This window comes from Olivibacter domesticus (genome assembly GCF_900109575.1).
Taxonomy (GTDB): Bacteria; Bacteroidota; Bacteroidia; order Sphingobacteriales; family Sphingobacteriaceae; genus Olivibacter; species Olivibacter domesticus.
The window spans coordinates 114,344-137,116 of the sequence record NZ_FOAF01000005.1 but is presented as its reverse complement, the minus strand read 5'-3'; the positions used below and the strand labels follow the sequence as shown (position 1 = coordinate 137,116).

The following is a 22,773-nucleotide window of genomic DNA, read 5'->3' as shown; positions in this document are numbered from 1 at the left end:
TTTCAAATCAAATACCTAACTTTGGCCCATGCAAGAGAAGATTATTATTCTTGATTTCGGATCACAATATACACAATTGATTGCGCGCCGTGTCAGAGAGTTAAATGTTTACTGTGAGATACACCCTTTTAATCACCTTCCTGAGATTGACGAGTATGTTAAAGGGTTTATTCTTTCTGGTAGTCCATCATCTGTACGTCAAGCAGATGCCCCTCAAATAGATTTTCAACAATTTCATGGAAAATTGCCTCTCTTAGGCGTTTGTTACGGTGCGCAATATATAGCACAACATTCTGGCGGAGAAGTAACACCTTCTGAAATTCGAGAGTACGGAAGAGCAAATCTATTATTTGTTAATCAAGAAAGTGCTTTACTGAAAGGAATACCACTTGATTCTCAAGTGTGGATGTCGCATGGAGATACAATAAAGCATGTTCCTGAAGGATTCGAAATTATAGCAAGTACAGATAAAGTTCAAGTAGCAGCTTATCATATAAAGGGATCCCAAACGTATGGTATCCAATTCCATCCCGAGGTAACGCATAGCCTTGATGGGAAAGCGTTAATAGAAAATTTTGTGCTGAATATTTGTGGGTGTTCACAAGATTGGACGCCTGATACCTTTATCGAAACAACTATTAATGAGCTACGTACGAAGCTTCAAAATGATCACGTAATACTCGCTTTGTCGGGAGGCGTTGATTCATCGGTTGCTGCCATACTACTACACCAGGCTATTGGGAAAAATCTTCATTGTATTTTTGTTGACAATGGCTTGCTAAGAAAAAATGAGTTTGAGCAGGTGTTGGATTCTTATAAGCACATGGGCTTGAATATTAAAGGAATCGATGCTAGAGAAAGATTTTATGGTCAGTTAGCAGGAATCGCCGATCCAGAACGTAAAAGAAAGATTATAGGTGGCGCTTTTATTGAAGTGTTTGATGAAGCTGCGCATGAAGTTCAAAAAGAACTGCCTGAAGGGATAGAAGTAAAATGGTTAGGGCAGGGTACGATCTATCCGGATGTCATTGAATCAATTTCGGTTAAGGGTCCGTCGGCTACGATCAAGTCTCACCATAACGTTGGTGGATTACCCGACTTTATGAAACTAAAGGTAGTGGAACCTTTAAATACATTATTTAAGGATGAAGTGCGTAGGGTAGGGGCTGCATTGGGTATCGATCCGTTAATATTGGGCCGACATCCGTTTCCAGGACCAGGCTTGGGTATTAGGATTCTAGGAGATGTAACGGCAGAGAAAGTAAGTATTTTGCAACAAGCGGATGATATTTATATCCGTAACCTTCGAGAATCCGGTTGGTATAATAAAGTATGGCAAGCGGGAGCAATATTTTTACCTGTTCAATCTGTTGGAGTGATGGGAGATGAACGAACTTACGAATATGTTATTGCATTAAGGGCTGTTGGTTCATTAGATGGCATGACAGCAGATTGGATTCATTTACCATATGAATTATTGGCAAAAATATCAAATGAAATTATTAATCACGTTAAGGGGATAAACCGAGTTGTTTATGATATTAGTTCAAAACCACCGGCTACCATTGAATGGGAGTAAAATATTAGCCGTTATACTACTTATGGGGATGCTTTTTGGAGCATGTGCCCCTAAAGTGCTTCGCCCGGGTGGGGGAAAAGGGACAAAAAGTCCATCAAAGAAAACGGAAGAGGCCGAAAAAAAGGAAGAGGTGAAGACCGGTGCGAAAAAGGAAATCAGCTTTAACAATATTGCCCTGCTTTTACCTTTTCAACTTGATAAAGTAATTGATTCTCTTCCTAATAAACGGGACGTAGATCGATCTAGTTTAGCACTTGATTTTTATCAGGGATTTAAACTCGGATTGGATATGCTGGCAAAAGAAGGGGATAATTTCAAGCTGCATGTGCTGGATACTAGAGACAATACCGGAGAAGTTCAGAAGCTGGCAGTAGGTAAGGACATCGTAGAAGCGCAATTGGTAATAGGCCCTATCTTTCCAACTGAAATTAATGCATTTAGCAGCGCTGCCAACTTAAAAGGTAAATTACAAATATCCCCGCTGGCTGCTAGTAATCCGTCCAGATATCAGGTAGAGAATTTAGTAACTGTTACGCCACCCATTGAAATACATGCGCAAGTAATTAGTAAATATATTGCAGATAAATTTGGAACAGATGGTAAGGTGATTATCGTTAATACGAACGATGAAGATAGCAGAAAATTTATCGATCCTTTAAAAATTGCTTTGGATGCTTTGGATGTACACTATACAGAAGTAGCGGAACTTAGTGAAATAGAAGTCAACTTAGCTGTTACCGGCAAAAATTTAGTTATAAATGGCTCGGGCAATCAATATTTTGTATCTCCACTCATAGCTGATCTATATCGATTAAAGACGGAGCAGGCCTATGACCTATCACTCATTGGACACCCAAATTGGAGTAAACTTGATTTTAATGCTGAATATCTTAAAACGCTTAATACGTGTATCAGCTCTTCTTATTTTGTTGATGAAGCCAATGACGGAACGCGTAAATTTAGGGTAAGTTATTTTGACTTATACAGGGTAATACCATCGGAGTTTGCCTTTAAGGGATTTGATACAGGTGTTTTTTTTGGCAGATTGCTTGCTCAATATCCTGAAGATTATGTGAACCGAGTTGCCAAAGAAAAGCATAAAGGCCTATCATTGGGATTTGACTTTAAGCATAGCGCTAGTGCGGGGTATGTTAATAATTTTGTCAGATTGTTACGTTTTAATGGTACTACATACAAGCCATTGTAGCCTTCTACATGAGTAACATGCGCATACCTCAGCAATTACGCACCTTCGAGAAGTTACTGACCGCTTATGATAAGAAAGAACCTTTAGCGAGGTTTTTGACGACTTTTTTTAAAGAAAATAAGCAAATGGGGTCTACCGATAGACGCATTGCCTCTAGGTGGATTTACAATTACTTTCGTTTAGGAAAATCATTTGCTGAGCATACTGTTACAGAAAGATTGCTATTTGCCGAATATCTGTGTAACAAAGAGAGTGATTTGGTGGCTCATTTAGATCCGATATTAAATGAATCCATTCACCAAACAATTCAAGAAAAAAAGGTATTACTATCGGATTTGTTTGGATTTCATCAGGCTGATATTTTTCCATTGATATCATTGCTATCCACATCGATTGATAAAGAACGCTTTGTTGATAGCTTATTCATGCAACCACTTCTTTTTATCCGTATTCACCCCGGCGAAAAAACCTTTGTGGTAGATCGTTTAATTCATAGGGAAGTTATTTATGAAGAAGTTGGTGAGAATTGTCTTGCCCTGCCGAATGGCACCAAGCTAAATCAATATCGAGAGCTGGAGGGTAAATATCAGGTGCAAGATCTATCCTCGCAGCGCACAGCGCGCTATTTTAAAGCTAAGAGTGGCGAACAATGGTGGGATGCTTGTGCTGCATCTGGTGGAAAATCACTTTTGCTATTACATCATTATCCTGATATAAAGCTGTTGGTGAGTGATGTGCGACCGAGCATTCTCAGAAATTTAGATGAAAGATTCGACCAGGCGAAAATAAAGAACTATAGGAGAAAAATTATTGACCTTACAAAAGACAGTTCCCCCGTTTTAGGGAATGAGCAATTTGATGGCATTATTGTAGATGCACCCTGCACAGGTTCAGGAACATGGGGAAGAACACCTGAAATGATGGCTTCCTTTAATAAGGAACGGCTGGACTATTTTGTTACCTTACAAAGAACAATTGTTTTGCAGGCGGTTAAGCACTTAAAACCAAAGGCTCCACTGATCTATATCACCTGTTCTGTGTATGCCGATGAAAATGAAAATCAGCTGAAATTTTTCGAGCAAAAGGGACTAAGAGTAGAAGAGACCGAGTTATTGAAAGGATATGAAAACCGGGCAGATACAATGTTTGTTGCCCGGTTAATTAAAGATCTATAGATAATTTTTAAATTGTTTCAGTACCTGCTATTTGCCGCGCTTTGCTTGTAAGTTTACCTATTGTTAATCCCTGCACTAATATAGAAAAGAGCACTACATAATAAGTGATAGACAATAGCAAATCTTTGTTTAGATCGTTATCTATAGAGAGCGCTAATGCAACAGATACCCCTCCTCGCAATCCACCCCAAACTAAAATCGTAATAGTTGCCTTATTAAATTTAGTTTTCATTGGGATGATTTTGACCGGTAGCCATATGGAGATTAACCGCGCAAATAGCACCATGGCAATACAGATAATACCAATAAGCCAATAATCAGCTATATTGGTAATAATAATTAACTCAAAGCCAATGATTAGAAACAGAATTGCGTTCAGGATTTCATCTATAAGTTCCCAGAACTTATCCAAATAGTCTTTTGATACTTCACTTAGGGAGAATTGTCGTCCATAGTTACCAACTACCAAACCGGCAGCAACCATAGCTAGAGGACCCGACATGTGCATGGCGCTTGCTACCAGGTGTCCACCCATTACAACAGCTAAGGTTATAAGGACTTCTAATTTATAATTATCAATTTTTCCAATTGTCTTCGAAGCAATATAGCCAAGTAAAAGGCCCAACGCGACACCCCCTAAAGCCTCTTTCGCAAGCAGCATGGAAATGCTACTAAAGGACAAATCTACATCCTCTCCCTGCGCGAGTTTAAGCATAATAATAAATACAACTACTGCAATGCCATCATTAAATAAAGATTCGCCCGCTACCTTCGTTTCTAACGATTTTGGTACCCCAGCTTGCTTAAGTATACCTAACACGGCTATTGGGTCTGTAGGGGAGATTAAAGCGCCAAATAATAAGCATTGAATTAGCGGAATCCCCATATGCAGCCATTGGAGTATATAGAAAAGCATAAAACCTACCGCAAAAGTTGAGATAATGACACTTACGGTTGAGAATATCATGACAGGAGCCTTTTGTTCTTTAAGGTCGCTTAACCGTATATGAATCGCTCCAGCAAATAATAGAAAGTTTAACATGGCTCCCATTAAAACTTCAGTAAAATCTACTGATGAAATAAAGGTTGAAAATTCTTGAAAGGTATGTGGGAAAATTTTATCGGTAAGGATTAGTCCCAACGAAACGAGTAAGGCAATCACCATTACACCTATGGTTGACGGCAATTTTAAAAAACGTTCGTTTATGTAAGAAAAAATAGCTGATAAAACAATAAGTACTGAAAAAGAGTAATATAATTCCATATAAAATTCGGTTTTCCCCTAATATATGAATTTTTCTTTTGTTTGGCAAGTCTAACTTTTAATTTGATAGTGGACAATAATGAGTTATCAGGCAGCGGTTTTATATGTAAACATAAAAACTTGCTGATAGTGAGGTTGTAGAGCTTAAATTTGTGTGTGGCTGACTAATAGCTCATGATCTATTTCTTATCGAATGACCTAACTATTAAACTAATTAACAATTCCCCATTTACTCAGTTATAATCCTGTATTACTTCTGAAGAGTTTAATGGCAATAGCGAGTAAGATAACGCCAAATGCCTTACGCAGTACAGCCAGACCCGTACGGCCTAATAATTTCTCTAATCGATAGGTGTTTTTGAGTACGATGTAGATGATTCCAATGTTGATTAATATACCAACAATTATGTTTTGTGTCTCGTATTCTGATTTTAAAGAAAGGATAGTTGTCATTGTTCCCGCTCCTGCAATCAGCGGGAAGGCTAGGGGGACGATCGATGCCGTTTCGAAAGAATCTTCCTTGAAGAAAGCCATGCCCAAAACCATTTCCATAGCAATAAAAAAGATAACAAGAGAACCCGCTATTGCAAACGAAGCTACATCTATGCCTATTAATTTCAACATGCTTTCTCCTACGAAGAGGAAAGCAATCATTAATATCATGGCAACAATACTTGCTTTTCCGGATTCAATTTTGCCCGCCTTTTGACGTAAATCAATAATAATAGGGATAGAACCTAGTATATCTATTATGGCAAACAGAATCATGGTAATCGATGCAATTTCTTTAAAATTGAAAAACATGATCAATATGTTTAATAGAAAATAGATAATATCCCTATTGTTTCTCTTACAAAAAGGGCTTCATCATCCTTGCTTACAACAATCTTACTCAGCAGCTGCCGAGCCTTGTTCTGCTTTAAGCTTAGCTAAGCTATGGTGTCTACTATAACCGAAATAAATAGCAACGCCAATAGCCATCCATATGGCAAGTCTTTCCCAACTTTCAATTGGCAATCCAGCCATCAAGGCAACGCATATAACAATTCCTAAAATAGGAACTAAAGGAACTAAAGGAGTCTTAAAGGGACGGTCAAGACCCGGTTGTTTCTTTCTTAGTATAATTACACCGATACAAACTAAGGTGAATGCAAATAAGGTGCCAATGCTTACCATGTGACCTAGATCTGATACGGGAACAAACCCAGCAAAAATACTCACAAAGACCATGAACAAAATGTTCGATTTCCAAGGTGTTTGATTTTTAGAAAGATCCGAAAAGAATTTTGGTAGCAATCCGTCTTTACTCATACTATAAAATACTCTGCTCTGTCCTAAAAGCATCACTAGGATAACAGAGGTATAACCCGCTAATATAGCAATCATCATGGCCAAGTTGAGAAAAGTATAACCTGTTTTAGCAAAAGCTGTAGCAACAGGTTTGGCGTCGCCTTCAAAAGCAGTATAATTTTCGAGACCTGTCATGACATATGAAAAGGCAACATATAATAAAGTACAGACTAGCAGCGACCCGATGATGCCTATTGGCATTCCCTTTTGAGGGTTCTTCGCTTCTTGAGCTGCCGTGCTAACGGCATCGAAACCAATAAAGGCAAAGAAAACTACACCCGCACCCCTCAAAACTCCACTAATTCCAAAATGTCCAAAATCGGGACTATTAAAAAAATCAAAGAAGCCAATTTTACCAGCTTTTAAGGCTACTTCACCCGCATTCGGTGGTATAAAAGGGGTATGATTCGCTGGATTTATAAAGCCCCAGCCTAATGCTATAAAAATAAGAACCACGGCAATCTTAACAATGACTAATACATTATTAACGAAAGACGATTCTTGCGTTCCTCTTATTAACAAAAGAGATAATAAGCAAACGATCATAATGGCGGGTATATTAATCACACCACCTTCCCAAGGGCCATGAAGAAGATTGGCAGGAAGGTCAATGCCTATCTCTAGTAAAAACTGAGAAAAATATTGTGACCAACTTACAGAAACCGTAGCTGCGGCCAAGGCATATTCCAGTACAAGATCCCAGCCAATAATCCAGGCAATAAATTCACCCATTGTGGCATAGGAGTAGGTATAAGCACTCCCTGCTACTGGAATCATGGAAGCAAATTCTGCATAGCACAAACCGGCGAAACCACAGCCAATGGCTGCTATAATGAATGAAAGAATTACTGCAGGCCCCGCATTATCTGCCGCTGCAATCCCGGTAAGTGAAAATAAACCTGCGCCAATAATAGCACCAACACCTAAGGCAACTAGATGATAACTTGTTAATGTACGCTTTAACGTACCTTCGCCACTTTCATGAGCTTCTTTAATAAGGGAAGGAATGGATTTCTTATAGAACATCGAATGTTGTTTTTGTTATTGTGGTTTGTGATTATAGTTGAATTTTGCCTATGTTTTTAAAATATGGATATTTACAGGACTCAAACCTACAATTTTTATTTAAAAATAAAGAAGCTACTATTATTTTAGCAGCTTCTTTTGTTGAAAACGTATCTCTTTTTTGTCTAAAATCGTTTTTTCTATGTTTTTTGCTGTCTGTGTGTGAATTATTTGGCTGTTTTGACTCAAAACCGTCTTGTGTTGATTAATGTTAATATGTGGGGCAATGATTAAGGATACAATTGACATCAATTTAATTAGGATATTCATAGATGGGCCTGATGTATCTTTAAAGGGGTCGCCAACTGTATCGCCAGTAACAGAAGCTTTATGTGGTTCGGATTTTTTATAGTAAATTTCACCGTTGATAGGGGCTCCCTTTTCGAAAGATTTTTTGGCATTGTCCCAAGCGCCACCGGCATTCGACTGAAACATTCCCATGAGTACACCGGAAACGGTTACGCCAGCTAACAACCCCCCAAGCACTTCCGGACCAAATAAAAATCCAACAATTATTGGTACCACGAGTGCAATAGCTCCCGGTAACATCATTTCCCTTATGGAGGCTTTAGTGGAAATTTCAACGCATCGACTATATTCTGGTTTCGCTTTATACTCCATTATACCGGGTATTTCACGGAATTGTCGCCTAACTTCCTGCACCATATCCATCGCCGCTCTACCCACGGCAGCAATACAAAGTGCCGAAAATATAAAAGGGATCATGCCGCCAATAAATAATCCAGCGAGCACATCGGCTTTGTAAATATCAATCCGATCAATGCCCGCAATACCAACAAAAGCAGCAAAAAGAGCAAGAGAGGTCAAAGCAGCTGATGCGATGGCAAATCCTTTCCCTGTAGCGGCAGTTGTATTTCCTACTGCATCCAAGTTATCGGTTCTTTCCCTAACTTCGGCAGGTAGCTGACTCATTTCGGCAATTCCTCCCGCATTATCAGCAATTGGGCCAAAAGCGTCAATGGCTAATTGCATGGCCGTGGTTGCCATCATACCTGCCGCTGCTATCGCTACACCATATAGTCCGGCAAAATGATAAGAACCATAAATACCGGCAGCAAGCACCAATATTGGAAGTACGGTAGATTGCATACCAACAGCTAAGCCTGCTATAATATTTGTGGCATGGCCGGTTATCGATTGTTCTACTATAGAACGAACAGGTTTTTTCGACATGGAGGTGTAATATTCGGTAATGATACTCATGAGCGCACCTACAATTAACCCGACAATAATTGATAAATAGGTATCCGTTTTGGTGAATTGAACGCCTCTTATTTCCATTGTTTCGGGAAGCAGCCAGCGGACAGCAAAGAAAGATGCAACAGCCGTTAAAATAATGGCAGTCCAATTGCCAACATTAAGTGCATTTTGCACATTTCCCTTTTCATTGCTGATCTTTACAAGTGAAGCGCCGATGATTGAAAAAATGAGCCCAAGTCCGGCAATAAGCATAGGTAAGAGAATCGGTGCTATTCCGCCAAAGTTATCTGCTGAGACAATTTCTCTGCCCAGCACCATGGTTGCTAATATGGTAGCTACGTATGAACCAAATAAATCTGCTCCCATCCCTGCAACGTCACCCACATTGTCGCCCACATTATCAGCAATAGTGGCAGGATTTCTTACATCGTCTTCAGGAATTCCTGCTTCAACTTTTCCAACTAAATCAGCTCCCACATCAGCTGCTTTTGTGTAAATACCACCACCTACGCGTGCAAACAAAGCGATAGATTCAGCACCCAGGGAAAAGCCTGCTAATATTTCCAGCGCTCTTTCCATTTCCAAACCGTTTATCTGTCCGTTTATGTTAACTACATATATATTATAAAAAACAATAAAAAGAGAACCTAAACCTAAAACAGCTAAACCGGCCACTCCGAGCCCCATAACGGTTCCGCCGGTAAATGAGACTTTTAATGCTTTAGCAAGGCTGGTACGTGCTGCTTGTGTGGTACGTACATTTGCTTTGGTAGCAATGTTCATTCCAATATACCCTGCAAAAGCCGAGGTGACAGCACCTATTATAAAAGAAATAGCAATGACCCAGCTGGAGTAGGGGCTGAGTGTGCCCGACCAGGCCAGTATAATGGCTGCAATTACAACAAAATAAGATAGTATTTTCCACTCCGCTTTCAAAAATGCCATCGCTCCACTTGCAATATGCCCGGCTAATTCTTGCATATTCGCATCTCCGGCATCCTGTTTCGCGACCCAGCGAGATTTGATAATCATGATTAATATGCCAATAAGGCCCAGCACCGGTATGAAGTATACTAAATTACTTTGTAAATAATTCATAATTTAAATGAGTTAATAGTTTATTACTTGTCTATAAATGGTTTGCACCGAAAATAGCGAGGGTTCTTGATATAATCAAATTTATTTTTTTAAAATTGGATACATACAATATTAGTCGTGTAAAAAAGGGCCTAGGTTTAAGGCGCAGATACTTTTATGGTTACATTAAATATTTTATATACATTCGTGGTAAACATTAGCACGCCTTTATATGGAAAACACGCAGCCAGAAGACCAAATGAAAAAAGAATTAACCTTATTAGATGCCACCATGCTAGTGGTAGGTTCTATGATTGGTTCAGGAATTTTCATTGTGAGTGCAGATATAGTACGCCAGGTTGGAAGTGCGGGTTGGTTAATTGTTATTTGGGTATTAACAGGTCTTATAACACTTACCGCGGCACTTAGCTATGGGGAGCTTTCTGCTATGTACCCCAAGGCTGGCGGGCAATATGTTTATTTGAGAGAAGCATACAATAAGTTAGTTGCCTTTTTATATGGCTGGGCATTATTTGCGGTTGTACAGACGGGTACCATTGCTGCGGTAGGGGTCGCATTCGCCAAGTTTGCAGCTTATTTATTTCCAGTTGTTAGCGATGAAAATATTATTTGGGAAACTACCTATTTCCAATTAAATGCAGCACAGCTTTTGGCCATTGCTGTTATAGTTGTATTAACTTGGCTTAATACACGTGGCGTAAAAAATGGCAAGATATTACAAACGGTATTTACCATCGTAAAAATATTATCCTTAGCAGGACTAATTGTTCTGGGATTGATAAGTGCGTTTAATACAGAGATATGGCATGCCAATTGGTCTGAAGGATGGATTCCAAAAACTTGGGATGCGCAAGAAAATGCCTTTTTAGAAATAAGCGGTGCGGCACTATTTGCAGGGATTGTATCGGCCATGGTTGGCTCCCTCTTTTCCAGTGATGCCTGGAATAACGTTACATTTATTGCGGGTGAAATTAGAAATCCAAAACGAAATATCGGTTTAAGTTTGTTTTTGGGAACACTGATTGTAACTGTTATTTACGTTTCTACAAATATTATGTACTTGGCTACAACAACGATGCAGGAAATTGCTTTTGCACCTGCCGATCGGGTGGCCGTCGTCGCCTCTCATGCGATTTTTGGAGAGATTGGAACTGTCATTATTGCTGTTATGATTATGATATCAACCTTTGGCTGTAATAATGGATTGATTCTTTCGGGGGCGAGAGTTTATTACACGATGGCGAATGACGGTGTCTTTCTCAAACAAGCAGCCATTTTGAATAAATACGAAGTACCCGGTTGGGGTTTGTGGGTGCAATGTTTTTGGGCATCGGCCCTTTGTCTTACGGGGAAATATGGTGATCTGTTAAATTATGTCGTTTTTGTAGTGTTGATTTTTTATGCGTTGACCATTCTGGGTGTTTTTATTTTACGTAAAAAGCGACCAGATATAGAACGCTCTTATAAAGCTTTTGGATACCCTTTTTTGCCAGCAGTATATATAATTGCTGCAATTTCTATTTGTATAGGCTTGTTGATTTACCAACCAACTTTTACATGGCCTGGCCTTATAATAGTATTAGTGGGAATACCTATTTATTATTTAATTGGAAACAAAGAGCAATAATTTACTACGATGTATTTTATCCAGAAATACTTTAACTTAAGTAAGCGGGAACTTAATGGTATAATGGTATTATTGGTTATTACACTTGGTATGTGGTGCATCCCCGTTTTATATGACCTTACCGCTGCTCCGGAATCTGAGTACTATGAAGAGATCATACAAAAAAGCGATCTTCAGCAGGGTGAAATCACTAAAGAGGCGGTTTCCTATTTCAATTTTGATCCAAATAGGATTGATGCGGAAGAATGGAGAAAGCTCGGTTTATCACCCAGTCAGATAAAGACAATTACAAATTACAAGACTAAAGGTGGGGTGTTCCATAAGAAGGGTGATTTAAAAAAGATTTACACATTATCAGAAGCAGACTATCAAAAATTAGAACCCTATATTCATATAAAAACAACAGCAATTAAGCATACAGCGATTACATTGAAAGACAGTACGAATTTACCGAAATACGGGCGTGCGCATTCATTAAATAGCATAAAAAAACCAACGGTTCTAGATATCAACTTAGTAGATACCCTAGATTTAATGCAGCTTCCAGGTATAGGGGCCGTATATGCAAAACGTATTCTTAAATATCGTAATCTGTTGGGGGGGTATTATCTATTGGAGCAGTTGCAGGAGGTATATGGAATGGACTCTTTAAGATTTGAAACGATCAAACCGTTTCTGCTGGTAGATCGAAAACACGTTCGGCAGATACCGATTAATAAAGCTAATTATCAGGATCTTAGAAAACATCCCTATATCAATGCAAATTATGCAAAAGTTATTGTGCAATACCGAATGCAACATGGGGCATTTAACAACATAGAAGATTTAACGAATATTGTGTTATTTGATAAAGATTATTTGCGTAAAATTGAGCCATATTTAAATTTTAATAATGATTGATACGTTATTGAAGGCTGCAGTAAGAGATATTGCTGATTTTCCTAGACCAGGCATCGTGTTTAAGGATATAACACCCATATTAAAAGATGCTAAACTTTGTGACGCCGTGGTTGAATCATTTATTGAGCGTCTGGAAGGGCTTGATTTCGATATGATAGCCGGTATAGAAAGCAGGGGCTTTTTATTTGGTCTGATGCTGGCAAACCGTTTGGGAATACCATTTATACCGATACGAAAAGAAGGGAAGCTTCCTTCCAAAACGACCAAACAATCATACGATTTGGAATATGGAACGGCAACTATTGAAATACATACGGATGCATTCGCACCCGGTGCAAAAGTACTCTTACATGATGATCTATTAGCCACAGGTGGCACATTGGTTGCTGCTAGTAAGCTTATTGAGCAACTCGGTGGACAAGTCGCGGGATTTAGCTTCGTAATAAGTTTGGATTTTCTAAAAGGACGTGAGCGGTTAATGCCTTTTAGTAAGAAACTTATCTCTCTTGTACATTATTAACCTGAATTCGATTATTATTTTCGGTTCAGAACGCATTACATTTCCCGTCCGGTTAATGTAATGTCAGATGTAATGGTCATAGGGATTTTTATCCCTTGGGCACTTACATTCCCTTTTATTTCCTGATGGATTACACTGCTTGTAATCATACCTGATTGAAGGTGCGATTTGATAGTACCACTTTGTGTACCTTTTAAATTAAATTCAATATTTCCAAGTACGCCTTTATTAGGTAATGGCAATAGATCTATATTAGACTGTACAGCTATAATGGCATTGTCTTTCTCCAAGCTTTTTAAGGTATAGGTGTTCTGTGTGTTCATTTTCATCATTCCCGCCATTTCCGCGGTCGAAATTTTTTGCCAACTCTCACCTATTTTCATCTCCTTATTTGGATAAATATTTAAAGCCATATTCATCATGTTAATGAAAGCAGAATCACTAAACTGTTGTTTAAGTAATTGCTTGGTGGTGGCGTCTCCCCCAATCGAGTTTACAATTTCTTGCATGCCTTTTATCTGTGTTACTTCTCCTTCGGCGCTTGCATGCATCGTGAAACTCTTGCCAACCATATTGCCTATGTTTTTCAATGGACTGTCTGCATTATCCTTCTTTTTAGAGTCGTAAGAAATGTTGCCTTGAGGTGTTTGTGTATCGATTAATATATTTTGATAAGTGGTTTTTATAAGCATGCCCTGCGCATTACTCTCTATTACTTCATATATATAGTCAATATCTGTGTGTTGTTTAATGTCCATTTTATTTCCCATTACTTCCTGAGCAATAAGCTGAGATGTATTTGTGGTGAAAATATATTTTAACCCTTTTTTTAGGTTCATTTTTAAAAGGACCGATTGCTGAGCAAAATTATCGCTAGGCTTTTCTTTTCCGAAGGAGGAGGCATAAGAGTAAAGGAATATAAAAACCAATAATGTGGTGATCTTTTTCATCTTTTTAAATTTGTTTTTTAGCGGTGATGAAGCTATCAGATTTATTCATTCCCCTGTGTGGTTTGAATAAATCATGATGGTTTCATATAAGCGTGTTTTGTATTTAGTTCTGACGGCAACCCGTAAAAAATGTTACAAGGAAAATAGCGAATAATCTGTTTTAGTGATCGGTTTAAAATCAATAGGTAAATGTTTTATACCAAAAACTGTTTTGTTATATATAAATATTGTTTTTTACTTCTTTTTTAACATAAAATTTGGTTATAATTGCATAAGGCCATATTATGAATAGATATGATTTCAGATAGAGAAACATCTCATTTAGATGAAGAACATGAAGCCCTAATCAAGGAGATGGTTAGGGATTTTGCAGCAAAAAATATACTTCCCCATGTAAATGAATGGGATGAAGAGCAGTTATTTCCCATAGATCTTTTTAAACGGATGGGAGAGCTGGGGCTTTTAGGCATTTTAGTGCCGGAAAATTTCGGAGGGGCTGGTCTGGGTTACCAAGAATATGTCGATGTAATAGTGGAAGTTGCTCGCGTTTGTGGCGGAATTGGCTTATCGTTAGCCGCTCACAATTCGCTTTGTACGGGTCATATCTTAGCCTTCGGTAACGATGACCAAAAAAATAAATGGCTACCGAAATTAGCTAGTGGGGAATGGATCGGGGCATGGGGACTTACGGAAGCGAATACAGGATCTGATGCCTTGCGTATGCAAACGACTGCTGTGCTCGAAGGAGACTGTTATGTAATCAATGGGACAAAAAATTGGATCACCCATGGGAAAAGCGGAAATATTGCGGTGATAATGGCCCGAACAGGAAAGAAAGGCGAGTCGGGTGGCATTTCTGCTTTCGTAATTGAAAAAGGTACGCCAGGATTTAGTCACGGCAAAAAAGAGAATAAATTAGGAATGCGTGCTTCAGAAACCACAGAGCTGATTTTTGAGAATGTAAAAGTGCCGAAAGAGAATTTACTGGGTGTAGAAGGAGAAGGTTTTAAGCAAGCAATGAAGGTGTTGGACGGAGGACGTATTTCTATTGCAGCGCTTGCGCTAGGAATTGCCAAAGGTGCTTTAGATGCCGCTATTAGATATAGCAAAGAACGTGAGCAGTTTGGCCAGCCGATCGCTAATTTTCAAGGAATTTCCTTCAAGATTGCAGACATGGCAACAGAAGTTGAGGCGGCGGAGTTATTAATTAGAAAAGCTGCCGATTTGAAAAACAAGGGCCTTCCGGTAACAAAAGCTTCAGCAATGGCTAAATATTTTGCATCTGAGGTAGCCGTTCGAGTAGCAACTGATGCCGTTCAAATTTTCGGTGGATATGGTTACACAAAAGATTTTCCGGTAGAGAAATTTTATCGAGACGCTAAGCTTTGTACAATTGGAGAAGGAACATCTGAAATACAGAAAATGGTTATTTCAAGGGAGGTCTTGAAAGAAGGCAAAACAAGCTGATGATGAAGGGGTGGTAAAAAAAGATAATAAAATGGCCATTTATAATAAATTTACATTTTTAGCCGCATAAATATTGTGTTTTATATGTAAATATTCGTTTCTTTTGTCAATTTTTTAAGAAAATATGATTTGTTGGTGTTATTTTTGCATTCTCATAGATTGAAATGACGAAAAGTAATAAAAACACCATTCAAGAAAAGGATGCTGTATTGATAGGTGCGGGTATAATGAGCGCCACCTTGGGCATCATGCTTAATCAAATTCTACCAGAGGCTAGTATAGAAGTTTTTGAACGTTTAGATGAAGTAGCAGCAGAGAGTTCAGATGCATGGAATAATGCAGGAACGGGGCACTCAGCCTTATGTGAATTAAATTATACCCCTCAATTACCCGACGGATCTGTAGAAATAAAAAAAGCAATTAATATCGCTGAACAATTTGAAGTTTCCAAAGAATTTTGGGCTCATCTTGTTGAAAAGGGAGTATTAAAAGATCCTACACAGTTTATAAAGAGTATTCCGCATATGAGCTTCGTATGGGGGAATGATAATGTAGATTACCTTCGAAAAAGGTATGATGCAATGATCAACCACCATCTTTTTAAGGGGATGGAGTATTCGGAAGACAAAAATATCATTGAAAAATGGATTCCATTAATAATGGAAGGGAGAGCAGCGAACCAGCCTGTTGCCGCTACAAAGATGGATATTGGAACGGATGTTAATTTTGGTGCTTTAACACGTTATTTATTTGACTATTTACGGAAACAGGCTAATTTTAAATTAAGATTGGCACACGAAGTGAAGGACTTAGAGCGAATGCCTGACGGAAGGTGGAAAATCGAGGTTAAAAATAGCACGACTAAACGTAAACGCACTATTTTAGCTAAATTTGTATTTATCGGAGCAGGAGGAGGAGCGTTACACCTGTTGGAAAAATCTGATATTAAAGAGGGAAAAGGATTCGGAGGCTTTCCGGTTAGCGGACAATGGTTGCGTTGTACAAATCCAAAAGTAATAGCGCAGCACGAAGCGAAGGTTTATGGGAAAGCGGCAGTAGGTTCTCCGCCGATGTCTGTTCCACATTTGGATACACGCATTATTGATGGTAAGAAAGCGCTGTTATTCGGGCCATACGCAGGCTTCTCCACTAAGTTTCTCAAAAATGGGTCTTGGTTTGACTTACCTTCGTCTATTAAAATTAATAATATACGCCCAATGTTAGCGGCAGGCTTAGATAACCTGAAGCTTACTAAATATTTAATTGACCAAGTTAGGCAATCGCCTGATGATCGCATAGGTGCGCTGAGGGAGTACGTTCCATCTGCTCGCAAAGAAGATTGGGAATTGGAAATTGCTGGACAAAGGGTACAGGTGATAAAGAAAGATCCGGTACATGGAGGTGTGTTGGAATTCGGAACAGAGGTAGTGAGCAGCGGGGATGGATCTTTGTCGGCATTATTAGGAGCCTCACCAGGCGCTTCCACTTCCGTTTCCATCATGATTAAGTTATTACAGAAATGTTTTCCTGACCGCGTAAAAACGGAGCAATGGGAAAGCAAATTTAAAGAAATGATACCTTCATATGGTCAATCGCTAGCAAGCAATGCTGAGTTGGCTTATAAAACCCGCAGCCAAAGTAGTGAAATACTGAAGTTAGACCAATTAGTAGAAGAAACAGCGTAAGTTTAATTATTATTATATAAATTTAAGGAAAATGGGGAGGACTACAGGTCTTTCCCATTTTTTATTGTCCAATATCGAACAATCACTGTCCAATATCGAACAACCTACTACTTGTGAATTCATTGGGGCCATGTTAAAGGTCGTTTTTATTTTTGGCAATGCAATTGAGCGAATATTTATATAATTTTTGTTTAAGCATAAAAAGGTAATTAGGAGCTTTCCTCTTTATTGTTTAATTTAGTTACTTATTTTTAAACTAACCAGTTTTGACAGCGAAAATACTGAAACAGCAACATCTTAGAAAAACTATATTAAGACATTTATACTATAGCGGAGCTTTATCCCTTGCTGACTTATGTGCCTTTACACATAAAAGCCTTCCTATTGTTACCTCAGCAGTAACAGCGCTCCTAGAAGAAAAGTATATTTTAGAGCATGGTTTTGCACCGTCAACAGGAGGGAGAAGGCCAGCTACCTATCATATTAATAGAGAAAAGAAATGTTATTTGGTGGCCGTGGCAGTGGATCAATTAGAGTCTCGTTTAGCTATTTATGATCTGGGTAATCAGGCTGTTAGGCCTATTGAGTCGTTTCGTCTTAATTTGAATCCTAATAATAGTGATGCGTTAAAAGAGCTAATACGCTTAATTAAAGAAACACTTGATAAAAGTAATATTGAGACGGATGAAATACTCGGTATTGGTGTGGCCATGCCAGGCGTATATAATATGAAAAAAGGCGTTAATCACACCTATTTTCCAGATATCGAAAATTTGCCGAAATACTTAACTAAGGAGCTAAATATACCCGTTTTTGTTGATAATGATTCTAGGGCGGTTGCAATGGCCGAATTGAAGTTTGGAACCGCTAAGGGGTATAAAGATGTAATGATCGTGAATATCGGATGGGGCATTGGGTTAGGGATGATCGTAAATGGTAACTTATTTAAAGGACATAACGGTTATGCTGGAGAGTTTAGTCATATCCCTTTAGCTAACACCAACAATTTATGCTCTTGTGGTAAGAGGGGCTGTTTAGAGGTAGATTCATCCTTATCAGTGCTGGTAGATAAAGCAGAACGGGAGATCAATAATGGAGCAAAATCAAGCTTAGAGCATCTTTTTAAAGATAAAAATATATTAGCTGGCGAGCAATTGCTAGCGGCAGCAAAGAATGGTGATCCTTTAGCGGTATCTTTATTGGCAGAAGGGGGGCTGATGATAGGAAAAGGTTTGGCAACGCTTATTCATATCTTGAACCCAGAGAGGATTGTGTTAAGTGGTCGCGGTGCTTCAGCTGGTAAAATATGGCTTGCGCCCATACATCAGGCTATTAACGAATTTTGCATACCTAGACTATCAGAACAAACTACGATTGCCGTTTCAGACTTATCAAAGGAAGTACAATTGCTAGGAGCGGCTGCTTTGGTGGTAGAGCACTGTGAGTTTTAACATACAAATAACGCCGATGCTGACATGTTCTTATTTGAATACGTCAACGTGCGTACTGTGAAATTTCCTTTTCTTACATTTTACCATAAATGGTTGCCATTCACTATTTTGAAAAACAGTATGCTTCTCCGAAATTAGACCTAATACGTTAAATGGTATTGTGATGTGTATTTGGCAAGAAATTTGCTACAAAAGTACAATTATTGCATCTGCTTTAGGATGCTTTTTGTGAAATTTAATATTATTATATTATGAGAAAAGGATTTTTACCTTTATTGGCAGTTTTTTTATTGGTATTCTTAGCGCAAGAATCAAAAGCTCAATATCGCACAGCGTTGGGCTTAGGTATTGATTTGGGCGACGGAAGAACGTTAGTGGGGCCGCAGTTAAAACACTTTTTCAGTGCAAATGACGCGGGTAACGTGCAAGTCTTATTTGCGGATAATAACGTTTTACTAGGAGCTGATTATTCGTATAACCAAGCAATTCGTGGCGCTAGAGGACTTAATTGGTACATTGGCGTAGGGCCACAGCTTAATTTTGTTGATCACGGACCGTTTGGCAACAAAACCTATTTTGCCATTCGGCCGGCTTTAGGTTTGGAGTATAAGGTACCTTCCGCACCACTGGCCTTTCATTTTGATTGGAAACCTTGGTGGAATTTAACAGATGAGTCCAATTTCGAAGCTTCTCGATTCAGTATTGGATTTAAGTATACTTTTAACTAATAGAAAAGCTTAAAAAAAGAAGGCCGTTAAAAAAGCCTTAACGAAAAATCCTCGCTCAAAAACTGCGGGGATTTTTTTGTTTCCCTTTTAGATTTTTTTAAAAAATAGCAGCTAATGGCTTACTTTCGATCAGGGCAAAAAAAAATCCCGCATTGCGGGATGAAATCAGTGGAGATTACCGGAGTCGAACCGGTGACCTCTTGCCTGCCAGGCAAGCGCTCTAGCCAGCTGAGCTAAACCCCCTTAATTTGTGTTGGCAAAGATAATAATTAGGCTAATATCTACAAATTATTTGTTTGAAATTGAAACGCTGTTTAAGATTAAATGATATGCAAGAAAATACACACGCTTTTAATAGGTAAAAAACATATAACAAGTTTATTTGTTAAAAGAGTGTATCAATGCACACGCTGTATGAAGATTACCAACTATTTTTTTATGCTGCCGCTATGTCTTGTTGTGTTAACAACGGCTTGTAACCAACCAGATAATAAAAACAAGAAGGAAACGATAACAGATACTTCAAAAATTTCGTCTACAGATTCTTTAAGAAACGTAGAGCAGTCGAATAAAGATTCTATATCGCTTAATTTGATAGACGGGAGTGCACAGCAAGAGGCTTTGATGGCGCAAGGAAAACGGATAGTGTTTTCTTTTGAAACGAAGATACTAGGAAAGCTGTCTGCTACTGTTAAGGCAGCCGAACCTAATGGAAATGTAAGAATTGCGCAGATCTTTATGCCCGATAATTCTGCAGACGGACCTTTCGGTCAAGAGATGGAATACAATCTGAAAGAACCAGGCGTGTATAGAATTGTCGTGAGTGAAAATCAGATGGCCGGTAACCCTTATAATGGGCCATTTACGCTTAAGATTAAAATCAGTAGGCGATAGTCAATGTCTATGTTGTGTTAGATCTGTTAATTTTTTAACCGCGGGTAAATCATCGCCAGATATATCGTACCGTCCATTATTGTAGTCGATTCGGGCAACTTCATTTTTTAAGTGATCATATACGATAAATACTTCTTTATCATATGAGGTTGAATAGCTAGCCCATTCCTGATCAATTTCGTCAGCCCATTTTGCAAATCTTTCTAGCATAATTTTAATAGTTTAATTATTTCCGGTTGTTCAACTTCGTTACGCTATCAACAACTGAAAGATAAAAAAGTGTTATCATTAGGAAGTTTTATTAGTCATAGATTTCGTAAATTTACAAACCTCTAAAAAAGCTTCGCACGAGGAAGCTTTTTAGAGGTTTATAAGTTAATTTTCACTAACGGTAATGGCCCATCCATTAGCCACGGCTCGTGGCGTGCCATCTGAAGGACGGTTTCTTACCTCATATGTCATATCTACAGAATTATTGATGAGAAAAGTTGATGAACCACCTCCATCCAGGTTAACCGATTCCTTTACGCCCAAGGCATGCATTAGCTGGCCCAGATCGGTGAAGTTAATACCGTAAGAGTAGTCATACTTCCGCCCGTCTACGACGACGAAGTACAACTTATTGTCGTTTGTAAACCCTACTGCGGTACGTGGTTCTACCGAAGTGTCTGTATGGCTAACCGGCTCACCATCTTTTACCAAGGTCTGATGCCCACCAAGGGCGTGGAAAATATCGGCTTTTTGTGCTTGATAGTCCGAATCGTCTCCGATCATCAATTGACCGGTCTTGCTCAGGCCGAAAAATGTCCAGCCTGCGGGAATGGTGGTACGAACGGCTTGCCCTGAAAGGTATACAATGCCGCGCGGCTCACCAGTAGTGGCATTGAAAAAGTCGGCATTGCAGCCAAAAAGCACTTTAGTGCTCGGAGCGATGTATTCTACCATATCTGGAATTGATTGACGGGCATAGGCTGTGGCATCATTGGGTGTTAAGGGACGTAACTTGACATCAGGTTGGTTCATATCGGCCTCTAATATAAATATTCGCATCGTATGGCCATTTGCATCTTGGTAGTGAATATCCGTCTCTGTTACACCCGGATGTAGCTCAAGGGTGGTATCCGTATACACATGATGGATCAATGCGCTATTCTGCTGCAAACGAACGGTCAGTTCGCTACGGGTATCGTCTAAGATTTTTATAGTTCCGGTATAATCTTTTTCGCAGCCAACGAGTGCTGTAAGTCCTAGGATGAACCAAAAAAGATACTGTTTTATTTTTTTCATGTTTTTTACGCTAATAATAGATTAGTAACCTTCATTTTGTGTGAGGTTTGAATTAACTTCCCGCTCGTAGTCAGGTATCGGAAACTTCGTCCGATATTCCTCTATACCGAGTTCTTCTACAGCTTTGCCTGTACGCACTAAATCGAACCAACGAAAACCCTCGGCCAGCAGCTCACGACGTCGTTCGAGCGCTACAGCTGCCTGATATTCGGCTTCACCCGAAGGGTTAATTGCCGGGAGATTCCTTGCAGCTCTTAATTCGTTCAATCGCGCAAGCCCCGCCAAACCTTTCCCCTCGGCTGCGATCAAATACATTTCACCCAAGCGGATAATCGGAATCGGGTCTGTTCCAGTTTGACCACTAGGATATTTGTTAATGACGTTCAGCGAACTCACGGTAGCGATGCTCATTTCCTTGCGATTATCTCCCTCTTCAAATAGGTTCATCACCGCATCTGTCGGCTTATAGACATAAGAACCGCTCACGTCATGAGCATAGGTGTAAAATAAAGTGCTCAGCGTAATACTGGATTCTTCGGTTAAGTTCTTAAAGGAGAAAATTTCTTCCTTGTTCTCTATATGCCTGAATATTTTGTCGAATCGGTCCAGGGAAAAGCTCCCTGTCACAATAAGCTCTTCTGCAGCCTGTGCACCTTCGGCCATCTTGTTCTGTGCGATCAACACGCGAGCCAGCAATGCCTTAGCCGCTTGTTGTGATACATAATAATAATCGCCTTCAAAGGCAGGTGCGTTCTCCAGGGCAATCGCTAGGTCTGCTTCAATTTGACTCCAGATAGCAGTCGAGGGATCGCGCGATACACGTTCGGTGGTATTTTCCAAAATTAAAGGCACATCGCCCCAGCGGGTCACCAAATTATAATATATATAGGCGCGGAAGAAGTGAGCGGTACCTTCGATCCGTGTGCGCTTTTCGGATTCTGGTAGACTGGTCATGATATTTAACACGTTATTGACTTGGTATAGCGACTGGTATAAACCACTCCAGTTATTGTTGACCAAGTTGTAGTCGGTACGCAAAATATTACGAATAAAAGCCAGTTCACTCCCACCCGAGGCATTAATCAGGTTGCCCCCCACTAAGTCAAACATAATATATGATTCTCTGCCTTGATTATTTTGTACGGCGTTGTACATACCATTTAACAGGGCATCCATATCCCGTTCGCCCACAATTTCAGGTGCCACCGACGTATGGGGGTAGAAATCCAATTTTGTACAAGAAGATAGTAGTACCAGCATCAGGACTGCCATGATGTTGGTAATTGCAGTTGTTTTATACATCGT

At 39.3% G+C, this 22,773-nt stretch carries 19 protein-coding genes and 1 tRNA gene; 11 read left to right on the top strand and 9 right to left on the bottom strand.

Features of this window, described 5'->3' with window-relative positions; translation table 11 throughout:
• Nucleotides 1–28: 28 nt before the first annotated feature.
• Genes guaA through BMY50_RS18455 form a run of 3 tightly spaced genes read left to right on the top strand, consistent with a single transcriptional unit; the run spans nucleotide 29 to nucleotide 3,961 of the window.
• The gene (guaA, locus tag BMY50_RS18465; RefSeq protein ID WP_093327290.1) at nucleotides 29–1,579 is read left to right on the top strand and encodes a glutamine-hydrolyzing GMP synthase; all 1,551 of its coding nucleotides are present in this window, start codon (nucleotides 29–31) and stop codon (nucleotides 1,577–1,579) included.
• Nucleotides 1,536–2,786: an ABC transporter substrate-binding protein gene (locus BMY50_RS18460; RefSeq protein WP_139202289.1), complete on the top strand. Its 1,251-nt coding sequence runs from the start codon at nucleotides 1,536–1,538 to the stop codon at nucleotides 2,784–2,786. Before guaA ends, BMY50_RS18460 begins: the two co-directional genes overlap by 44 nt.
• Nucleotides 2,787–2,794: 8 nt before the next feature.
• A complete protein-coding gene (locus BMY50_RS18455) occupies nucleotides 2,795–3,961 on the top strand; it encodes an RsmB/NOP family class I SAM-dependent RNA methyltransferase (protein ID WP_093327283.1) in 1,167 nt (388 codons plus the stop codon).
• Nucleotides 3,962–3,968: 7 nt separating this feature from the next.
• On the opposite strand, the gene BMY50_RS18450 is transcribed toward BMY50_RS18455, so the two are convergent.
• From BMY50_RS18450 to BMY50_RS18435, 4 genes are all read right to left on the bottom strand, one after another.
• A complete protein-coding gene (locus BMY50_RS18450; protein ID WP_093327281.1) occupies nucleotides 3,969–5,225 on the bottom strand; it encodes a cation:proton antiporter in 1,257 nt (418 codons plus the stop codon).
• 237 nt (nucleotides 5,226–5,462) lie between these two features.
• Nucleotides 5,463–6,029, bottom strand: a complete 567-nt coding sequence (locus BMY50_RS18445) for a MarC family protein (RefSeq protein ID WP_093327278.1) — start codon at nucleotides 6,027–6,029, stop codon at nucleotides 5,463–5,465.
• A gap of 84 nt (nucleotides 6,030–6,113) precedes the next feature.
• Nucleotides 6,114–7,601 carry an amino acid permease gene (locus BMY50_RS18440; protein WP_093327276.1) on the bottom strand — a complete coding sequence of 496 codons (1,488 nt, stop codon included), beginning with the start codon at nucleotides 7,599–7,601 and terminating at the stop codon, nucleotides 6,114–6,116.
• A gap of 120 nt (nucleotides 7,602–7,721) precedes the next feature.
• Nucleotides 7,722–9,959 carry a sodium-translocating pyrophosphatase gene (locus tag BMY50_RS18435; RefSeq protein ID WP_093327273.1) on the bottom strand — a complete coding sequence of 746 codons (2,238 nt, stop codon included), beginning with the start codon at nucleotides 9,957–9,959 and terminating at the stop codon, nucleotides 7,722–7,724.
• Nucleotides 9,960–10,170: 211 nt separating this feature from the next.
• On the opposite strand from BMY50_RS18435, the gene BMY50_RS18430 reads away from it, so the two are divergent.
• From BMY50_RS18430 to BMY50_RS18420, 3 genes are read left to right on the top strand one after another with little or no spacing between them, the layout of a single operon-like run.
• Entirely contained in the window at nucleotides 10,171–11,586 is a 1,416-nt protein-coding gene (locus BMY50_RS18430; RefSeq protein WP_093327271.1) for an APC family permease, read from the top strand.
• 9 nt (nucleotides 11,587–11,595) lie between these two features.
• The gene (locus BMY50_RS18425; protein ID WP_093327269.1) at nucleotides 11,596–12,486 is read left to right on the top strand and encodes a ComEA family DNA-binding protein; all 891 of its coding nucleotides are present in this window, start codon (nucleotides 11,596–11,598) and stop codon (nucleotides 12,484–12,486) included.
• Nucleotides 12,479–13,006, top strand: coding sequence for an adenine phosphoribosyltransferase (locus BMY50_RS18420; RefSeq protein WP_093327265.1), 528 nt, complete (start codon nucleotides 12,479–12,481; stop codon nucleotides 13,004–13,006). Before BMY50_RS18425 ends, BMY50_RS18420 begins: the two co-directional genes overlap by 8 nt.
• Nucleotides 13,007–13,041: 35 nt before the next feature.
• On the opposite strand, the gene BMY50_RS18415 is transcribed toward BMY50_RS18420, so the two are convergent.
• A complete protein-coding gene (locus tag BMY50_RS18415; RefSeq protein ID WP_093327263.1) occupies nucleotides 13,042–13,956 on the bottom strand; it encodes a DUF6263 family protein in 915 nt (304 codons plus the stop codon).
• A 294-nt stretch (nucleotides 13,957–14,250) separates the two neighbouring features.
• On the opposite strand from BMY50_RS18415, the gene BMY50_RS18410 reads away from it, so the two are divergent.
• The 4 genes from BMY50_RS18410 to BMY50_RS18395 all read left to right on the top strand — a co-directional run bounded on the left by BMY50_RS18410 (nucleotide 14,251) and on the right by BMY50_RS18395 (nucleotide 19,287).
• Nucleotides 14,251–15,423 (top strand): acyl-CoA dehydrogenase, encoded by a 1,173-nt coding sequence (locus BMY50_RS18410; RefSeq protein ID WP_093327260.1) that lies wholly within the window; start codon nucleotides 14,251–14,253, stop codon nucleotides 15,421–15,423.
• A 164-nt stretch (nucleotides 15,424–15,587) separates the two neighbouring features.
• Nucleotides 15,588–17,108 (top strand): malate:quinone oxidoreductase, encoded by a 1,521-nt coding sequence (locus BMY50_RS18405; RefSeq protein WP_093327257.1) that lies wholly within the window; start codon nucleotides 15,588–15,590, stop codon nucleotides 17,106–17,108.
• Nucleotides 17,109–17,374: 266 nt separating this feature from the next.
• Nucleotides 17,375–18,559 (top strand): ROK family protein, encoded by a 1,185-nt coding sequence (locus tag BMY50_RS18400; protein ID WP_093327255.1) that lies wholly within the window; start codon nucleotides 17,375–17,377, stop codon nucleotides 18,557–18,559.
• A 251-nt stretch (nucleotides 18,560–18,810) separates the two neighbouring features.
• Nucleotides 18,811–19,287, top strand: a complete 477-nt coding sequence (locus tag BMY50_RS18395) for a hypothetical protein (RefSeq protein ID WP_093327252.1) — start codon at nucleotides 18,811–18,813, stop codon at nucleotides 19,285–19,287.
• Between the two features lie 169 nt (nucleotides 19,288–19,456).
• Here BMY50_RS18395 and BMY50_RS18390 read toward each other — a convergent pair.
• Nucleotides 19,457–19,530 (bottom strand) — tRNA-Ala (locus BMY50_RS18390).
• A gap of 171 nt (nucleotides 19,531–19,701) precedes the next feature.
• Here BMY50_RS18390 and BMY50_RS18385 point away from each other — a divergent pair.
• On the top strand, nucleotides 19,702–20,181 hold the full coding sequence (locus tag BMY50_RS18385; protein WP_093327249.1) for a hypothetical protein: 480 nt from the start codon (nucleotides 19,702–19,704) through the stop codon (nucleotides 20,179–20,181).
• On the opposite strand, the gene BMY50_RS18380 is transcribed toward BMY50_RS18385, so the two are convergent.
• The 3 genes from BMY50_RS18380 to BMY50_RS18370 all read right to left on the bottom strand — a co-directional run bounded on the left by BMY50_RS18380 (nucleotide 20,182) and on the right by BMY50_RS18370 (nucleotide 22,770).
• Nucleotides 20,182–20,391 (bottom strand): hypothetical protein, encoded by a 210-nt coding sequence (locus tag BMY50_RS18380; protein WP_093327246.1) that lies wholly within the window; start codon nucleotides 20,389–20,391, stop codon nucleotides 20,182–20,184.
• Between the two features lie 165 nt (nucleotides 20,392–20,556).
• Complete coding sequence (locus BMY50_RS18375) at nucleotides 20,557–21,468, bottom strand: phosphodiester glycosidase family protein (protein WP_093327244.1); 912 nt, start codon at nucleotides 21,466–21,468, stop codon at nucleotides 20,557–20,559.
• Nucleotides 21,469–21,489: 21 nt separating this feature from the next.
• The gene (locus BMY50_RS18370) at nucleotides 21,490–22,770 is read right to left on the bottom strand and encodes a RagB/SusD family nutrient uptake outer membrane protein (protein ID WP_093327242.1); all 1,281 of its coding nucleotides are present in this window, start codon (nucleotides 22,768–22,770) and stop codon (nucleotides 21,490–21,492) included.
• Between the last annotated feature and the right edge of the window lie 3 nt (nucleotides 22,771–22,773).

Excerpts from the sequence above, each read along its gene's own strand:
- BMY50_RS18435 (WP_093327273.1), bottom strand. The coding sequence starts at position 9,959 with ATGAATTATTTACAAAGTAATTTAGTATACTTCATACCGGTGCTGGGC.
- BMY50_RS18415 (WP_093327263.1), bottom strand. The coding sequence starts at position 13,956 with ATGAAAAAGATCACCACATTATTGGTTTTTATATTCCTTTACTCTTAT.
- BMY50_RS18395 (WP_093327252.1), top strand. The coding sequence starts at position 18,811 with ATGAGAAAAGGATTTTTACCTTTATTGGCAGTTTTTTTATTGGTATTC.
- BMY50_RS18440 (WP_093327276.1), bottom strand. The coding sequence starts at position 7,601 with ATGTTCTATAAGAAATCCATTCCTTCCCTTATTAAAGAAGCTCATGAA.
- BMY50_RS18450 (WP_093327281.1), bottom strand. The coding sequence starts at position 5,225 with ATGGAATTATATTACTCTTTTTCAGTACTTATTGTTTTATCAGCTATT.
- BMY50_RS18385 (WP_093327249.1), top strand. The coding sequence starts at position 19,702 with ATGAAGATTACCAACTATTTTTTTATGCTGCCGCTATGTCTTGTTGTG.
- guaA (WP_093327290.1), top strand. The coding sequence starts at position 29 with ATGCAAGAGAAGATTATTATTCTTGATTTCGGATCACAATATACACAA.
- BMY50_RS18430 (WP_093327271.1), top strand. The coding sequence starts at position 10,171 with ATGGAAAACACGCAGCCAGAAGACCAAATGAAAAAAGAATTAACCTTA.
- BMY50_RS18425 (WP_093327269.1), top strand. The coding sequence starts at position 11,596 with ATGTATTTTATCCAGAAATACTTTAACTTAAGTAAGCGGGAACTTAAT.
- BMY50_RS18370 (WP_093327242.1), bottom strand. The coding sequence starts at position 22,770 with ATGTATAAAACAACTGCAATTACCAACATCATGGCAGTCCTGATGCTG.
- BMY50_RS18455 (WP_093327283.1), top strand. The coding sequence starts at position 2,795 with ATGAGTAACATGCGCATACCTCAGCAATTACGCACCTTCGAGAAGTTA.
- BMY50_RS18445 (WP_093327278.1), bottom strand. The coding sequence starts at position 6,029 with ATGTTTTTCAATTTTAAAGAAATTGCATCGATTACCATGATTCTGTTT.
- BMY50_RS18380 (WP_093327246.1), bottom strand. The coding sequence starts at position 20,391 with ATGCTAGAAAGATTTGCAAAATGGGCTGACGAAATTGATCAGGAATGG.
- BMY50_RS18405 (WP_093327257.1), top strand. The coding sequence starts at position 15,588 with ATGACGAAAAGTAATAAAAACACCATTCAAGAAAAGGATGCTGTATTG.
- BMY50_RS18375 (WP_093327244.1), bottom strand. The coding sequence starts at position 21,468 with ATGAAAAAAATAAAACAGTATCTTTTTTGGTTCATCCTAGGACTTACA.
- BMY50_RS18460 (WP_139202289.1), top strand. The coding sequence starts at position 1,536 with ATGATATTAGTTCAAAACCACCGGCTACCATTGAATGGGAGTAAAATA.
- BMY50_RS18410 (WP_093327260.1), top strand. The coding sequence starts at position 14,251 with ATGATTTCAGATAGAGAAACATCTCATTTAGATGAAGAACATGAAGCC.
- BMY50_RS18420 (WP_093327265.1), top strand. The coding sequence starts at position 12,479 with ATGATTGATACGTTATTGAAGGCTGCAGTAAGAGATATTGCTGATTTT.